This is a genomic window from Thioclava sp. F28-4, assembly GCF_002020045.1.
In the GTDB taxonomy this organism is placed as follows: Bacteria; Pseudomonadota; Alphaproteobacteria; order Rhodobacterales; family Rhodobacteraceae; genus Thioclava; species Thioclava sediminum.
In genome coordinates this window covers 44,182-58,219 of record NZ_MPZQ01000007.1, presented here as the reverse complement: position 1 = coordinate 58,219, position 14,038 = coordinate 44,182, and the positions used below count along the sequence as shown (strand labels likewise).

The window sequence follows — 14,038 nt, the reverse complement described above, 5'->3', positions numbered from 1 at the left end:
TCTGGCGGCGCGCCCTAGGCATGGGCGCGCCTAAGAGGCTCAGATGAGGCCGCGCTCTGCAAACAGCGCCTTCACATCGATCTCGGGCCGTGCGCCGTAATGGCCGATCACCTCGGCCGCCGCAGCGCAGCCCATCTTGCCCGCAGTCTCTAGGCTCTGCCCCGTCGCGTAGCCGTAAAGGAAGCCGGCAGCGAACTGATCGCCCGCGCCTGTCGCATCGACCGGCACCACGCGCTTGACCGGAACCGTCGCGCGTTCCTCGCCACGGATCAGGATCACGTCGTCGCCCGAGCGGGTGCAGACCACCAGCTCGCATTCCTCAGCGGCCTGCTTCAGCGCCGCGTCCAGATCGGTCTGGTAGAGCGATTCCCATTCATGCTGGTTGCCGATCACGTAATCCATCTGGTCGCGCACGAGACGGCGGAAATCGGCGCGGTGACGATCGACGCAAAACGGGTCCGACAGCGCGATCCCGGCCTTGCCGCCGCCCCGGTGACAGCCCTGCGCCGCCTTCAGGAACGCGGCCTTCCCATGATCCTTGTCGAAGAGATAGCCTTCGAGGAACAGGATCTGCGTGTTCTCCACCACCTCGAGGCTCACATCCTCGGTCGAGACCTCCGCCGAGATCCCCAGATAGGTGTTCATCGAGCGCTCACCGTCCGGCGTCACGAAAATCATCGAACGCGAGGTCGGCAGCTCGCCATCCTTCACTGGCGGGTTCGGGAAATCCGTGCCCTCGCCATGCAGAGCCGCCTCGTAGAAGCGCCCCAGCGTGTCGTCGCGCACCCGGCCGATAAAGGCGGTCGTGAGCCCGAGATTGCCCAGCCCCGCGATTGTGTTGCCGACCGAGCCGCCCGGCGCCTGCGTGCGCTCTTTCATGGCACCGTAGAGCGTCTCGCCGCGTTCACGCTCGATCAGCTGCATGATGCCTTTCTCGATGCCCATATGCTCGAGAAAGCTGTCGTCGCATTGCGCGATCACGTCCACGACGGCATTGCCGATGCCGACGACCTGATACTGTTTCAAAGGTTTTTCTCCTCAAACTGGCACAGATCCTTGATCGGACAGGCCTGACATTTGGGTTTGCGCGCCACGCAGATATAGCGACCGTGCAGGATCAGCCAGTGATGGGCGTGGCGCTGGTATTCGACGGGCACGTTGTCTTCGATGGCGCGCTCGACCGCGTCCACATCCTTGCCCGGACAGATGCCGCTGCGGTTTCCGACGCGGAAGATATGCGTGTCGACCGCCTGCGCGGGATGGCCGAACCACATGTTCAGCACGACATTCGCGGTCTTGCGCCCCACGCCCGGCAGCGATTGCAGCGCGGCACGCGAGGACGGCACCTCACCGTTATACTGATCGACGAGGATCTGGCTCAGCTTGATGACGTTCTTCGCCTTCTGCCGGAACAGACCGATCGTCTTGATATGCTCGGTCACGCCCTCGAGGCCCAGCTCCAGCATTTTCTCGGGCGTGTCGGCCACGGCGAAAAGTTTCCGCGTCGCCTTGTTGACCCCCGCATCGGTCGCCTGCGCAGACAGCGCCACGGCCACCACCAGCGTATAGGCGTTGACGTGTTCGAGCTCCCCCTTGGGATGGGGTTCCGAGGCTTCGAACCGCGCGAAGACCTCTTTCATCGTGGCATAATCGAATTGCTTGGCCATGCTTTCCTAATGCCCGCCACGCGCGCGAAGGGCAAGGCCACCCGTGAAACCGCAGCTTTCGGGTCGCGCGCCTGCCGCCCGCGCCTTAGGATCGACCAGAACCAAGAGGTGCGTGATGAACGACCACAGCGACATTGCCGAGAGCTACCACTATCAGGTCATCGCCCGCGCGCTGGCCGAGATCGACGCAGCACAAGCGGCGGGTGAATTGCTGACGCTCGAAGCGATCTCGGCGCGGCTGTCGATGAGCCCCGCGCATTTCCACCGGCTGTTTTCGGCCTGGGTCGGGGTCTCTCCGAAACGCTACCAGCAATATCTGACGCTCGACTTCGTGCGTGAATTGCTGAGCCAGCGCCTGCCGCTCGACGAGGTCGCCGACCGCGCGGGACTGTCGGGCACGGGGCGGCTGCACGATCTGGTGCTGCGCTGGGAGGCGATGACGCCCGGCGCGTTTGCCCGCGGCGGCGAAGGTGTCGCGATCCGCTGGGGGCGGTTCGACAGCCCCTTCGGTCCGGTGATCGCGATGGGCACCGATCAGGGTCTCTGCGGTATGGGCTTCACCGCCGAGATGGGCGAACGCGAGACCTTTGACGACCTCGCCCGCCGCTGGCCCGACGCCTGCTTCACCGAAGACCCCGAGCCGCTGCGTCCTTGGGTCGAGGCCGCGTTCAGCCGCCACGGCGAGGCGAAGCTGACGCTGATCGGTGCGCCCTTCCAGATCAAGGTCTGGGAGGCGCTGCTCTCGATTCCTTCGGGGCAGGTCACCACCTATTCCGACATCGCCGAGGCGATCGGCAACCCCAAGGCCGTGCGCGCCGTGGGCACCGCCGTGGGCCGCAACCCGATCTCCTTCCTGATTCCCTGCCACCGCGCCCTGCGCAAATCGGGCGGATTGGGCGGCTATCACTGGGGTCTGGGCGTCAAACGCGCGATTCTGGGCTGGGAAGGCGCCCGCGCAGAGGCCGATTGAGCGTCCCTCCGCCGCTTCTACCGCCAGATGATGCGCGGATTTCCGCGCTTCACGAAAAGGGCATGGAACCTGCGCGAATTTTACGCGTATCTTCCGGCAAGCCTCGAGACATGGGGCGACCAGAGAAGGCAGAGACAGAACATGACCACCGTTCTCAAGACCAAAACCATTCTTCTGAGCGCCGCCGCTGCGATGGCGCTTACCGCTTGTGTGCCGGGCGGCTACACCGGGGCGAACAACCCCGACCAAAGCCCGAACGCAAACCGCAATGCCGGTGCGATCACCGGTGCGCTGATCGGCGGCGCCCTCGGCGCCAAGAGCAAAGGCGACGAAAAGCTGACCAAAGCCGCAGCCGGCGCGATCGTCGGCGGCGTGATCGGCGGCGCGATCGGTTCGCAGCTCGACCGTCAGGCGCAGGAACTGCGTCGCGACCTGACCACCAACGGCGTCAGCGTCGTGCGTCAGGGCAACCAGCTGATCGTGACGATGCCGCAAGACGTGCTCTTCGCGACCGACAGCGCGGCCGTGCGCCCCGATCTGCAGCGCGATCTGTACACGCTCGCAGGCAGCCTAAACCGCTATCCGGACACCACCGTCGAAGTCGTCGGCCATACCGACAACACCGGCGATGCGGCCTACAACATGCGCCTGTCGCGTCAGCGCGCGCAGTCGGTGGCCAATGTCCTGATCAACGGCGGCGTTCCGAGCTACCGCGTGATCCCGACCGGCCGCGGCGAGGATCAACCTATCGCGAGCAACCTGACCGCCGAGGGGCGTCAGGCGAACCGCCGGGTCGAATTCATCATTCGTCCGAACAACTAAATCGCTCATCAGAGTGGGAAAAGGGCCGGGGAAACCCGGCCTTTTTTCATTGCCGACGACCCGATCTGGTCATACATCTTTACCACATGGAGGGGTGCATGCCATTTCAGAAGATCGAATCCGAGAAGCTCGCGAATGCTGTCGTGCGCCAGATCGAGCAGCTCATCCTGCAGGGCATTCTGCGCCCCGGTGAGCGCCTCCCCTCCGAGCGAGAGCTGTCCGAACGTCTCGGCGTGTCGCGTCCGAGCCTGCGTGAAGCGGTCGCGGAGCTACAGGAGTCGGGTCTTCTGACCACACGCGCCGGGGCCGGGATTTATGTCGCCGAGGTGCTCGATTCCGCCTTCTCGCCCGCGCTGATCCGGCTGTTTGCGCGCAACGATCAGGCGCTGTTCGACTACATCTCGTTCCGCCGCGACATGGAGGGGCTCGCCGCCGAGCGCGCGGCGCAATGCGGCTCGGATACCGATCTCGCGGTGATCCAGACCCTGTTCTCGCAGATGGAAGCGGCCCATTCCAAGCGCAATCCCACGCAGGAGGCGCAGCTCGATGCGCAGTTCCACATGGCGATCATCGAGGCGAGCCATAACGTCATCATGATCCACATGATGCGCGCGATGTTCGACCTGCTGGCAGAGGGCGTATTCTACAACCGCTCGATGATGTTCCGGAACCGGGGCACGCGCAGCAAGCTGCTCGACCAGCACCGGGCGATCAACGAGGCGATCCAGCGCCGCGACGCCTCTGCCGCGCGCAAGGCCATCGCGGCCCATATGGAATTCGTCGAAGTCGAGATGGCGGCGATGCGCCGGGCCGAGCGCAACGAAGCCACCGCGCGCTTACGTCTCGAACATAATCGCTGAGCCCACATAACCTCTGAGCTCAAGACAAAGAAAAACCCCGACCCATCGGACCGGGGTTTTCAATGTCACCCGTTAGGGGGAGATCAGTTCAGGCGCTGTTCGACTTCCGAAAGCGAGCTGTCGATCATCGCGGCACGGTCCGACGCGCTCAGCTGCTTGGCGAGCACGTCACCAGCGGCGGCCACGGCGACCGACACGGCACGGTCCTTGACCTCTTTCAGAGCCTGCGCCTCGGCCGAGGCGATCTGCTCGTCAGCGGCCTTCAGGCGGCGCTCGATCGAGACCTTCAGGTCTTCCTTGGCCTTCTCGGCAGCGGCTTCGGCGTCGCGCTTGGCGGCGGCGACGATCTGGTCGGCCTGCCCCTGCACTTCGCGCGATTTGCGCTCGTAGCTGGCGAGAACTGCTTGCGCCTCGTCACGAAGCTTGCGCGCTTCGTCGAGATCCGAGCGGATGTTCGTCGCGCGCTTGTCGAGCATCTTGCCCAGCATGCCCGGCACCTTCGCGTAGAGCACGATGCCCACGAAGATGATGAAGGCGATGGTCACGATGAAGTTCGTGTTCCAAAGCGAGAAGAACGGGCCCGTCGCTGCGAAGGCGGGCTGTGCCGCCACGAACGGAAGGAGAAGCGAGAGTTTCTTCATCGTCTTACCCTTTCAGCCGTTGTTCGACAGCCGCGTTGACAGCCGATGCGTCCGAATTGCCACCCAGAGCCGCGACGATCTCGCCGGCGGTGTCCTTGGCGACCTGATCGACCGCTGCAAGCGCGCCGTCACGGATTTCCGCGATGCGGGCTTCCGATTCCGCGGAGCGTGCGGCGATCTCGGCATCTGCCTTGGCGATAGCCGCGTCGAGGTCCTTTTGGATCTCGGCCTTGGTTTCGCCTGCGATCTTCTGCGCCTGAGCGCGTGCTTCGGCCAGAGCCTTCTCGTAAGCGGCTTCGGCCTCTTCGGCCTTGCGCTTGAAGTCTTCGGCCGCGGCGATGTCACCCGCGATCGTGCCCTGACGATCGGCGAGAACTGCCTCGATCCGGGGCAGTGCGATGCGCGTCAGCAGCCAGTAGATCGCGACCAGAGCGACCACGAGCCAGAAGATCTGGTTCGGGTAGCTCGAGAAGTCGAGCTGCGGCATACCGGCCTTTTGCGCGGTATGTGCCGCGCCTTGGGCCGCATCAGCGGCTGCGTGCGCTGTATTTTGCGTTTCGCTTGCCATGTCGTCCCTCGACCCTGATCACAAATCCCCTTGCGGGTCACGGGATGGGCTCCGAATGAGCCCACCCGCCCTCAAGGAAAAGCGTGCTGGATCAGACGGCGAACATCAGCAGCAGCGCGACGAGGAACGAGAAGATCCCGAGCGCTTCTGCGAAGGCGATGCCGATGAAGAGGGTCGCGGTCTGGCCAGCGGCCGCCGAGGGGTTGCGCAGTGCGCCCGACAGGAAGTTGCCGGCAACGTTGCCCACACCGATAGCCGAGCCGCCCATGCCCATGCAGGCCAGACCAGCGCCGATGTAAGCACCCATTTGAACGATATTGCCTTCCATTGTCGTAACTCCTTGAGGTTGGAAGTGGCAGAAATTTGGTGAACTGGTTCGATCCGTTATCCGGTCAGTGTGCCGGGTGAAGCGCGTCGCGCAGATAGACGCAGGTCAGGATCGTGAAGACATAGGCCTGAATGAAGGCCACGAGAACTTCGAGCCCGTACATCGCGGTGATCGCGAGGATCGACAGCGGGGTGACGGCGATGCCGACGCCCGAGAACAGGATCAGCGGCGCGAAGGCGGCGAAGACTTTCATAACCGCGTGGCCAGCCATCATGTTGCCCGCAAGACGAATGGAGTGGCTGACGGGGCGCACGAAGTAGGAGATGATCTCGATGATCGCGAGGATCGGGCGCAGCGCCAGCGGCGCCGAGGCCACCCAGAACAGGCTCAGGAAGCCCGCGCCGTTCTTGACGAAACCGATCACGGTCACCGCAACGAACACGGCGATCGCCAGCAGACCGGTCACAGCGATATGCGAGGTCGTGGTGAAGCCGCGCGGCAGCAGGCCGAGGAAGTTCGAGAAGACGATGAACAGGAAGACCGTGAAGATATAGGGGAAGAACTTCAGCGCGTCCTTGCCCGCCACGTCCTCGACCATCTTGTGAATGAAGCCGTAGGACAGCTCCGCGATCGACTGGGCGCGCGAGGGCACCACGGCACGGCCGCGGGTGCCGATGACGAGCATGAAGAAGATCGCCAGAACGGCGATCGCCATCCACAGCGTCGCATTGGTCGGCGTGTACCAGTGCACCGGGCCATCGCCGAAGAGGGGCTTAACGATAAACTGATCCATCGGGTGGAAGGTCAGTTCACTGCGCATTTCCTGTTCAAGAGTTGCCACGGTCGTCTTCCTCTTCATCGGCCATGTCGGCCGCACGCTCTTCGTTCATTTCCTTGGCCGAGCGAAGCATCACCTTCACCCCGGCCGCGAGCCCGAGAAGCGTGAACAGCACCATCATCCAAGGCATCGTGCCCATAAGCACATCCAGCCCGTATCCGATGCCGAAGCCGATCCCCAGCCCCGAAACCATTTCGATCACCATACGCCAGGCCATATTCGCCTGGGACAGATGATGATCGGCACGTTGCGGAGGCGGCTCTTGCGTCTTTCTCACTGCCGCAAGCTTCTTCTCAAGCGCTGCGAGGCGCTCGGGATCGGGCTCGTCGGAGCGGTGATCAGGCATGGTTCGGCCCCCACTCAGGTCTCGGCCGTGATAGCCGTGGCCCCCGCCTGAGTCAATTCCGGATAGGCCCCTTAAAGCACCCCACAACCCATTGATCCGTAACGATTTTGAAAATAGGCCTCAAATTCGCGCCGCGCCAAGCTCACGCGAATGCGAGCAATCGCATATTCAACCGATCGGTTGACGTTTATCGCGCGCCACCCCATCAAGGAGCTATGCTACCGCCGCCCACCCCTTCTCTCGATGCGATCTTCGCCGCGCTCGCCGATCCGACGCGGCGGACGATCCTGACGATGCTGCTCGAAGACGACATGGCGGTGACCGACGTAGCCGAGCCCTTCGAGATGTCGCTCGCGGCCGTCTCCAAGCACCTCGCGATCCTGACCAATGCCGGGCTGATCTCTCAGGAGAAACGCGGCCGGGTGAAATGGTGCAAGCTGGAGCCGCTCGCGATGTCCGCCGCCACGACATGGATCCAGGGATTCGGCCAGTTCGAGCCACTGGATTTCGACGCGTTCGAGAAATTCCTCGAAGCTGAACTGGCGCAGATCGAGATCGAACCGGAGGAAATCGGGCCGGTGGAGAATGGGCAAAGCGACGCGCCGCCCGGCAGCGCGCCGCAACACGATTAAATCGAGCCCGCCTCGACCATGTAATTGTTCGCGGTACACATCGCCGCATCGTCCGAGGCGAGGAACAGCACCATCCGCGCGACATATTCCGGCTGGATCAGATCGGGCAGGCATTGGTTGCGACGATGATCCTCCAGCGCCTCGGGCGTGGCCCAGAGCGTTTTCTGCCGATCCGTCATGATCCAGCCCGGCACGACCGTGTTGACCCGGATCCGATGCCCGCCCAATTCGCGTGCCATCGTGCGGGTCAGCCCGTGCACCGCCGCTTTCGCCGTCGCATAGGCCGGAAAGCCGCTGCCGGCCTCCCACCACGAATTCGAGCCCATATTGATAATCGATCCCGCCCCTTTCGAGATCATGTCCGGCGCAACCGTCTGGATCGCGAAGAACATGTGGCGCAGGTTCGTGTGCTGGCGCTCGTCCCAATACTCGGCATCGATCTCGCGCCAGTCGTGACGGTCGTCGCGCGCGGCATTGTTCACCAGCACATCCGCCGGGCCAATTTTCTCGCATAGCCGACCCAGCGCCTCTTTCATGGCGGCGATGTCGCGCAGGTCGCACAGCTCGTAATCGACGCCGAACCGTTTCGCGATCGCCGCGCTCCCCTCGGCATCACGGTCGAGAAACCCGACCTTCGCCCCTTGCGCGGCGAAGCCTTCGACGATCAGCGCCCCGATCCCCGAGGCGCCCCCGGTCACGATCACGGATTTGCCTTTCAGGCTTGGATAGTTCGCGAATTCCGGCATCTGCTCCTCCTCTTTTCGCGGCGAGCATCGCGCCCGACGCCACGACTGTCCAGACGGCGGCGACAGGGCCTGCGTCACAAATCCTTCGCCCCGGCGTCAGCGGGCTGTCACAGCCCGAGGTATTATGACGCCCGAAGCCCCGAGCCGACGACCCGCCGTCCGACACGGCACCTCGCCCTCAGGGCCTTCGTCACATCAAGTCACATTTGGGGGTATATATGCCACGCCTTTCCCGTTCGTTCACGCTGTCCGCAGCGCTCACCGCTGCCCTTCTCTCGACCGCGCTGGTGGCTCCGGCCCATGCGCAATCCGCCTCCGATGCGGGCGTTCTGAAGGTCGCGCTCTGGGGCGACGAGTTCTACAGCAAGGACCCCGAAGAGAAGGCGAACTGGATCGACCAGACCGTCGCCTCGATGAACGATCACGATCTCGACTTCACGATCTTCGCCGGCGACACCAAGAGCGGCAGCAGCGAATGCACCGATCAGGCGATCGGGGCGGACGTGCAGGCGATCTTCAACCGCCTCGACATGCCGACGCTCTACGCCCTCGGCGACAATGAGTGGGTCGACTGCCACCGGACCAACAACGGCAGCTACGACCCGGTCGAGCGGCTCTCCTACCTGCGCAAAACCTTCTTCGATGCCGCGAAGTCGCAGGGGTCGAACCCGATCGACGTCGAACGTCAGGGCGCTCCGGGCGAAGCCTACAGCGAGAACAGCCGTTTCGAGCGCAACAACGTGATGTTCGTCGCCCTCAACGTGCCGGGCAGCAACAACAACCTTGTCGCGACCGACAAGCAATGCACCAAGAAGTCCGACCGCACGCAGGCCGACTGCGATGCCGCGACCGCGGAATACGAAGCCCGCAATCCGAAGAACGTGGAATGGCTCAAGGAGTCCTTCGCGAAGGCGCGCGAGAACAACGACGCGGGCATCCTGATCGACATTCAAGCCGACATCTTCTTCCCGTTCGAACTGAGCGACGGCGGCTACGAAGACGATTTCCTGCCGACCCTCGACGACAAGAATGGCTTCACCGATTTCTACAAGACCCTCGTCGAGGAGACGCATAACTTCGACGGTCAGGTCCTGCTGGTCCACGGCGACTCGCATTACTTCAAGGTCGACAAACCGATGCTCCAGTCCGATGGCCGCAGCACCGCGAATTTCACCCGCGTCGAGGTCTTCGGCAGCAGCGACAACAGCTGGGTCGAGATGACGGTCGATCCGAAATCCGATGGCGTATTCTCGTTCCAACCCGTGGTGCTGAAGCAGTAAGCCGCGCCTATCGTGGGAGATCGTCGGGTCTCCGGCAGCTCACACCAACCTTTAAGATACGGGCGGCGGTTCATCCGTCGCCCGTGTTCCTATTAATGCCTCAACGACGCGACCCGTTGCACCGCAACGACAAAGGCCGCCCCCGATGGAGCGGCCCTGATCTTCGCGATGGCGACAACTTACTTGCGGTTGTCGTCCTCATCCTCGTCGTCATCGTCCTCGGGCAGGTTGAAGAAGCTGTCCGCGTCCGAGTAATCGGCGTTATCCGCAGCATCGTCCTCTTCCTCGGTCTCCTGCTTGAGATCGGAGGAGGAGAAGTTCTCCAGACCGGCGATGCCGGAGGGCAGGCGCGGCTCGTCGGGCATGCCCAGCGACTGCTCGGTCGAGACCAGCTTGCGACGCTCGTCATCGCTCATCACGCCTTCGGCGGCGGCTTTCTTCGCGGCCTTCTGCACTTCGATATCCAGTTCCGACTGGCGGCACAGACCCAGCGCGACCGGATCGATCGGGGTCATGTTCTGGATGTTCCAGTGCGTGCGCTCGCGGATCGACTGGATCGTGGGCTTGGTAGTGCCGACGAGACGCGCGATCTGCGCATCGGCCAGTTCCGGGTGGAATTTCACCAGCCACAGAATCGCGTTCGGACGGTCCTGACGCTTCGACAGCGGCGTGTAACGCGGGCCGCGACGCTTGTCCTCGCCGACGGCAGCTTTGTTGAACTTCAGCTTGAGCTTGTGCATCGGGTCTTTCTCGGCCTTATCGATCTCTTCCTGATCGAGCTGGCTCGAGGCGACCGGATCGAAGCCCTTCACGCCGGTTGCGACGTCACCATCGGCGATGCCCTGCACTTCCAGTTCGTGCAGGCCACAGAAATCCGCGATCTGCTTGAAGCTGAGCGTCGTATTGTCCACCAGCCACACGGCGGTGGCCTTTGCCATCAGGGGCTTGTTCGTCATTGCAGCCATCCTTTACATATCTCTCCCGGGCCGAGAAATCGGCTGCGGCGCGGGAATTCCCTGCCGCGGTCCATTTCTGGAAGGGGAATTGCCGCCTCATATAGTCAATCGCGCGTCAGGAGAAAAGAGAAAATGACTCGTTTGAGCCTTCTGGCCGCAGCCCTGCTTGCGCTTTCGACCGCCGCCCTGCCCGCCCATGCCGAAGGCGAGCGCGCGGGCGATTTTGACTATTACGTCCTCTCGCTGAGCTGGTCGCCCACTTGGTGCGCCCTGACCGGCGATGCGCGCAACTCTCCGCAATGCGATCCGAAGCACGATCATTCTTTCGTGCTGCACGGGCTTTGGCCGCAATACGAGCGCGGCTGGCCGAGCTTTTGCCGCACGCCGCATCGCGATCCCTCGCGCCAGCAGACCGCCGCGATGGAGGATCTGACCGGCGCGCCGGGGCTGGCCTGGTACGAGTGGAAAAAACACGGGCGCTGCTCGGGCCTGTCGGCCACGGACTATTTCGCGCTGGAACGCGAAGCCTATGCGAGCATCGAAATCCCGGAGGTGCTGGCCAACCTCGACCGCGACGTGAAACTGCCCGCGAAGGTGGTGGAGCAGGCGTTTCTGGAGGCCAATCCCGGCCTCGATGCCGACGAGATCACCATCACCTGCAAATCGGGCCGCATTCAGGAGGCCCGCATCTGCCTGACCAAGGATCTCGAGCCGCGCAAATGCGGCTCCGATACGATCCGCGATTGCAGTCTGCCCAACGCACTGATGGAAAAGGTGCGCTGAGGGATCAGTCCTCGAGCGGCGGCTGGCGATCTTCCAACGTCGGCAGCTTATGCGTCGCCGCAACGTCGTGGCTGTGGTCTTCCTCAGCCTTGCCCGCGGCACAAATCCACGCCTTGGCCTGATCCAATTCGCTCAAGCGGAACAGCTTGACCGTGCCGGGGATCATCGGCGCGAAGGCCTGCACGCCCCAGCGGATCCAGTCGACATCGCTGACCAGCGCCACCGCGGCGAAATCGCCCAGATGCGACAGGCCCAGCTTGGTGTCGTCCCATGCCGCTTTTGCGGTGTAGCCGTCGAATGCGTCGCCGATGATATAGAGCAGCTTCACCTTGCCCTCGGCGGCGATCTTGGCCTCCACCGCCGGGATCAGATGCTGCTCGTAAGCCTCCGCGCCGATCGTGCCCTTGGCCTCGAATGCCAGCACATCGGCCGGATACCCATCCAGAAATTCAAAGCGTCCGTCGCTCATGACCGCCTCCCCTCGTTGGTCCGCGCACGCCGGAAGCATACACCCGGCGCACGCGGGACGAAAGTTCAGCCGCCTGCAACTTCCAACACGATCTTGCCAATATGCTGGCTCGTCTCCATCCGCTCATGGGCTTTTGCAGCCTCGGCCAGCGGGAAGGTGCTGTCATGGATCACGCGCAGCTTGCCCGAATTGATCATCGGCCAGACATTGGCGCGCAGCTGCCGCGCAATCTCGGCCTTGGCCGCATCCGATTGCGGGCGCAGCGTGGCCCCGGTGATCGTGAGACGCTTCACCATGACCTGCGCGAAGTTGATCTCGGCCTTGGGTCCGCCGAGGAAGGCGATGAAGACGAGGCGGGCATCATTGGCCATCGCCTTGATATTGCGCGCGATATAGTCACCGCCCACCATGTCGAGCACGAGGTTCGCCCCGCCTTCGGCCTTCAGCACATCGACGAAATCGCCCGTCTTGTAGTTGATCGCCGTCGCGCCAAGCTCTTCGCAGACCGCGCATTTCTCGGGGCTGCCTGCCGTGGTGAAGACCCGTGCGCCCAGCGCCGTCGCGATCTGGATCGCCGTCGTGCCGATCCCGGAAGAACCGCCATGCACCAGGAATCGCTCGCCCGCCTGCAATCCGCCGCGCATCACCATGGTCGACCAGACGGTGAAGCAGGTCTCGGGCAGACAGGCCGCCGATTTCAGATCGAGCCCCGCAGGCACGGGCAGCGCATGTTCGGCCGGACAGGTCACATACTCGGCGTAGCCGCCACCGGGTAGCAGCGCGCAGACCTGATCGCCCACCTCCCAATCCGTGACACCCGGCCCGATCGCCGCGACCCGGCCCGAGCATTCCAGCCCCGGCAAATCCGACGCGCCCGGCGGCGGGTTGTAGGCGCCCGCGCGTTGCAGCGCATCGGGGCGGTTCACCCCGGCATAGGCCACCTCGATCAGGATCTCCCCATGGCCCGCAACCGGCACGGCGCGGGTGACTTCCGTCAGCACCTCCGGCGCGCCATGTTCGGAAATCTCGACGCAGCGCATCTCGGTCGGCATCTCGACAGGTTTCATCAATGCGCCTCCCGGCCCGGCATGTCGTCAGTGCCTTTCGGCGCACGGATGCCGCCGAGAAGCTTCGGCAGGAAAGGCAGCTTCATCGCCGCGCCTTTCACCTTTTCGAACTGCATCACATCCTCGATGCGGCGGTCGAGGAAGGCCCAGGTGTCGGCCTTGCCCTCGCTCTCATCGCCCATCCAGTAAAGCACGGTCGAGCTGTAGACCCCCGAAAGCGTCATCCGCTTCGTGTACCAGTTGTAATCCTCGCTGACGTCGCCCAGCGCGCGCCAGATCTTGTCCGAGGTCTCCCAGATCAGCTTCGAGCCGGTCGTGGCATTCTGCGGCAGCGCGAAGATCGCGGCCCCGCGGCGCACCAGCTCCGGATCGGCCTCTTCCAGACGGAAGCGCACGGCGGTCGCGATCCGGTCGCGGAACTTCATCCCCGACAGATCGGCCTCTTCCAGACGCTTGAGCATCGCGGCATCGCCCTCGCGGTGATAGGCCACCGCCAGATCGACGGCGCCGCGCGGACACACGACCCGCGCCAGCCCCGGATCGAGCCCCAGGTCGGAGACCGCGAGCTTGAAGGCAGGCTCGGACCAGCCGTCGAAAGGCACATGCGGCTTGATCGCCGCCAACAGCTCGGATCGCGTGCGGTCCATATCGAGATGGTCGTTTTTCATCGCGTTTCCTCTCTCAGCTTTGGCGGTAGACAAACCGCCTTTTGGTGACTATATGGAGCGCTCCTGCAAGCAACTGCAACTCTAACTTAGGAAGGTGGTGACACCACATGCAGGTCAGCGTTCGCGACAACAACGTCGAACAGGCGCTCCGTGCTCTGAAGAAAAAGCTTCAGCGCGAGGGTGTGTTCCGCGAGATGAAGCTCAAGCAGCATTTCGAGAAACCCTCGGTCAAAAAAGCGCGCGAGAAAGCCGAAGCCGTCCGCCGTGCCCGTAAACTGGCACGCAAGAAGGCTCAGCGCGAAGGCGCGCTCTAAGCGCACCGCTCCGCGTCTGCAAAGGCGCCTGAAAATGCTGGCGGGCTTGCCCGCACCGATGACCCCCGAGGCTTGGCCGCGGG

General features: G+C 63.5%; 19 protein-coding genes. 7 read left to right on the top strand and 12 right to left on the bottom strand.

Features of this window, described 5'->3' with window-relative positions; genetic code table 11:
- Window positions 1–39: 39 nt before the first annotated feature.
- Window positions 40–1,026 carry an adenosine kinase gene (locus BMI87_RS15190; protein WP_078522467.1) on the bottom strand — a complete coding sequence of 329 codons (987 nt, stop codon included), beginning with the start codon at window positions 1,024–1,026 and terminating at the stop codon, window positions 40–42.
- Complete coding sequence (gene nth / locus BMI87_RS15185) at window positions 1,023–1,667, bottom strand: endonuclease III (RefSeq protein ID WP_075773905.1); 645 nt, start codon at window positions 1,665–1,667, stop codon at window positions 1,023–1,025. The genes BMI87_RS15190 and nth overlap by 4 nt, the downstream gene beginning before the upstream one ends.
- Window positions 1,668–1,782: 115 nt before the next feature.
- Here nth and BMI87_RS15180 point away from each other — a divergent pair, with 115 nt between their 5' ends.
- The 3 genes from BMI87_RS15180 to BMI87_RS15170 all read left to right on the top strand — a co-directional run bounded on the left by BMI87_RS15180 (window position 1,783) and on the right by BMI87_RS15170 (window position 4,319).
- Complete coding sequence (locus BMI87_RS15180; RefSeq protein WP_078522466.1) at window positions 1,783–2,637, top strand: methylated-DNA--[protein]-cysteine S-methyltransferase; 855 nt, start codon at window positions 1,783–1,785, stop codon at window positions 2,635–2,637.
- Between the two features lie 141 nt (window positions 2,638–2,778).
- Window positions 2,779–3,459 carry an OmpA family protein gene (locus BMI87_RS15175; protein WP_078522465.1) on the top strand — a complete coding sequence of 227 codons (681 nt, stop codon included), beginning with the start codon at window positions 2,779–2,781 and terminating at the stop codon, window positions 3,457–3,459.
- 98 nt (window positions 3,460–3,557) lie between these two features.
- On the top strand, window positions 3,558–4,319 hold the full coding sequence (locus BMI87_RS15170) for a FadR/GntR family transcriptional regulator (RefSeq protein ID WP_078522464.1): 762 nt from the start codon (window positions 3,558–3,560) through the stop codon (window positions 4,317–4,319).
- An 83-nt stretch (window positions 4,320–4,402) separates the two neighbouring features.
- Here BMI87_RS15170 and BMI87_RS15165 read toward each other — a convergent pair whose 3' ends face one another.
- The 5 genes from BMI87_RS15165 to BMI87_RS15145 form a co-directional block, all read right to left on the bottom strand.
- Window positions 4,403–4,960: a F0F1 ATP synthase subunit B gene (locus BMI87_RS15165; RefSeq protein ID WP_078522463.1), complete on the bottom strand. Its 558-nt coding sequence runs from the start codon at window positions 4,958–4,960 to the stop codon at window positions 4,403–4,405.
- Window positions 4,961–4,964: 4 nt separating this feature from the next.
- Window positions 4,965–5,528 carry a F0F1 ATP synthase subunit B' gene (locus BMI87_RS15160; RefSeq protein ID WP_078522462.1) on the bottom strand — a complete coding sequence of 188 codons (564 nt, stop codon included), beginning with the start codon at window positions 5,526–5,528 and terminating at the stop codon, window positions 4,965–4,967.
- 91 nt (window positions 5,529–5,619) lie between these two features.
- On the bottom strand, window positions 5,620–5,856 hold the full coding sequence (locus tag BMI87_RS15155) for a F0F1 ATP synthase subunit C (RefSeq protein ID WP_038144344.1): 237 nt from the start codon (window positions 5,854–5,856) through the stop codon (window positions 5,620–5,622).
- 64 nt (window positions 5,857–5,920) lie between these two features.
- The gene (locus tag BMI87_RS15150) at window positions 5,921–6,676 is read right to left on the bottom strand and encodes a F0F1 ATP synthase subunit A (RefSeq protein ID WP_093476999.1); all 756 of its coding nucleotides are present in this window, start codon (window positions 6,674–6,676) and stop codon (window positions 5,921–5,923) included.
- A gap of 7 nt (window positions 6,677–6,683) precedes the next feature.
- Entirely contained in the window at window positions 6,684–7,040 is a 357-nt protein-coding gene (locus BMI87_RS15145) for an AtpZ/AtpI family protein (RefSeq protein ID WP_078522460.1), read from the bottom strand.
- 215 nt (window positions 7,041–7,255) lie between these two features.
- Here BMI87_RS15145 and BMI87_RS15140 point away from each other — a divergent pair, with 215 nt between their 5' ends.
- Complete coding sequence (locus tag BMI87_RS15140; protein ID WP_078522459.1) at window positions 7,256–7,672, top strand: helix-turn-helix transcriptional regulator; 417 nt, start codon at window positions 7,256–7,258, stop codon at window positions 7,670–7,672.
- Here BMI87_RS15140 and BMI87_RS15135 read toward each other — a convergent pair.
- Window positions 7,669–8,418 carry an SDR family NAD(P)-dependent oxidoreductase gene (locus tag BMI87_RS15135; protein ID WP_078522458.1) on the bottom strand — a complete coding sequence of 250 codons (750 nt, stop codon included), beginning with the start codon at window positions 8,416–8,418 and terminating at the stop codon, window positions 7,669–7,671. The genes BMI87_RS15140 and BMI87_RS15135 overlap by 4 nt on opposite strands.
- Window positions 8,419–8,636: 218 nt before the next feature.
- Between BMI87_RS15135 and BMI87_RS15130 the strand changes: the two genes are divergently transcribed.
- Window positions 8,637–9,698, top strand: coding sequence for a hypothetical protein (locus tag BMI87_RS15130; protein WP_078522457.1), 1,062 nt, complete (start codon window positions 8,637–8,639; stop codon window positions 9,696–9,698).
- Window positions 9,699–9,877: 179 nt separating this feature from the next.
- Here BMI87_RS15130 and BMI87_RS15125 read toward each other — a convergent pair whose 3' ends face one another.
- Window positions 9,878–10,654, bottom strand: a complete 777-nt coding sequence (locus BMI87_RS15125) for a DUF1013 domain-containing protein (RefSeq protein WP_078522456.1) — start codon at window positions 10,652–10,654, stop codon at window positions 9,878–9,880.
- Window positions 10,655–10,786: 132 nt separating this feature from the next.
- On the opposite strand from BMI87_RS15125, the gene BMI87_RS15120 reads away from it, so the two are divergent.
- The gene (locus BMI87_RS15120) at window positions 10,787–11,437 is read left to right on the top strand and encodes a ribonuclease T2 (RefSeq protein WP_078522455.1); all 651 of its coding nucleotides are present in this window, start codon (window positions 10,787–10,789) and stop codon (window positions 11,435–11,437) included.
- A 4-nt stretch (window positions 11,438–11,441) separates the two neighbouring features.
- On the opposite strand, the gene BMI87_RS15115 is transcribed toward BMI87_RS15120, so the two are convergent.
- From BMI87_RS15115 to BMI87_RS15105, 3 genes are all read right to left on the bottom strand, one after another.
- Window positions 11,442–11,906 (bottom strand): STAS/SEC14 domain-containing protein, encoded by a 465-nt coding sequence (locus BMI87_RS15115; protein ID WP_078522454.1) that lies wholly within the window; start codon window positions 11,904–11,906, stop codon window positions 11,442–11,444.
- 65 nt (window positions 11,907–11,971) lie between these two features.
- Window positions 11,972–12,958, bottom strand: a complete 987-nt coding sequence (locus BMI87_RS15110; protein ID WP_078522631.1) for an NAD(P)H-quinone oxidoreductase — start codon at window positions 12,956–12,958, stop codon at window positions 11,972–11,974.
- Between the two features lie 14 nt (window positions 12,959–12,972).
- Window positions 12,973–13,641, bottom strand: a complete 669-nt coding sequence (locus BMI87_RS15105) for a COQ9 family protein (RefSeq protein WP_078522453.1) — start codon at window positions 13,639–13,641, stop codon at window positions 12,973–12,975.
- Between the two features lie 107 nt (window positions 13,642–13,748).
- Here BMI87_RS15105 and rpsU point away from each other — a divergent pair, with 107 nt between their 5' ends.
- Window positions 13,749–13,955 carry a 30S ribosomal protein S21 gene (rpsU, locus tag BMI87_RS15100; protein WP_011748553.1) on the top strand — a complete coding sequence of 69 codons (207 nt, stop codon included), beginning with the start codon at window positions 13,749–13,751 and terminating at the stop codon, window positions 13,953–13,955.
- The last annotated feature ends 83 nt before the right edge of the window (window positions 13,956–14,038 follow it).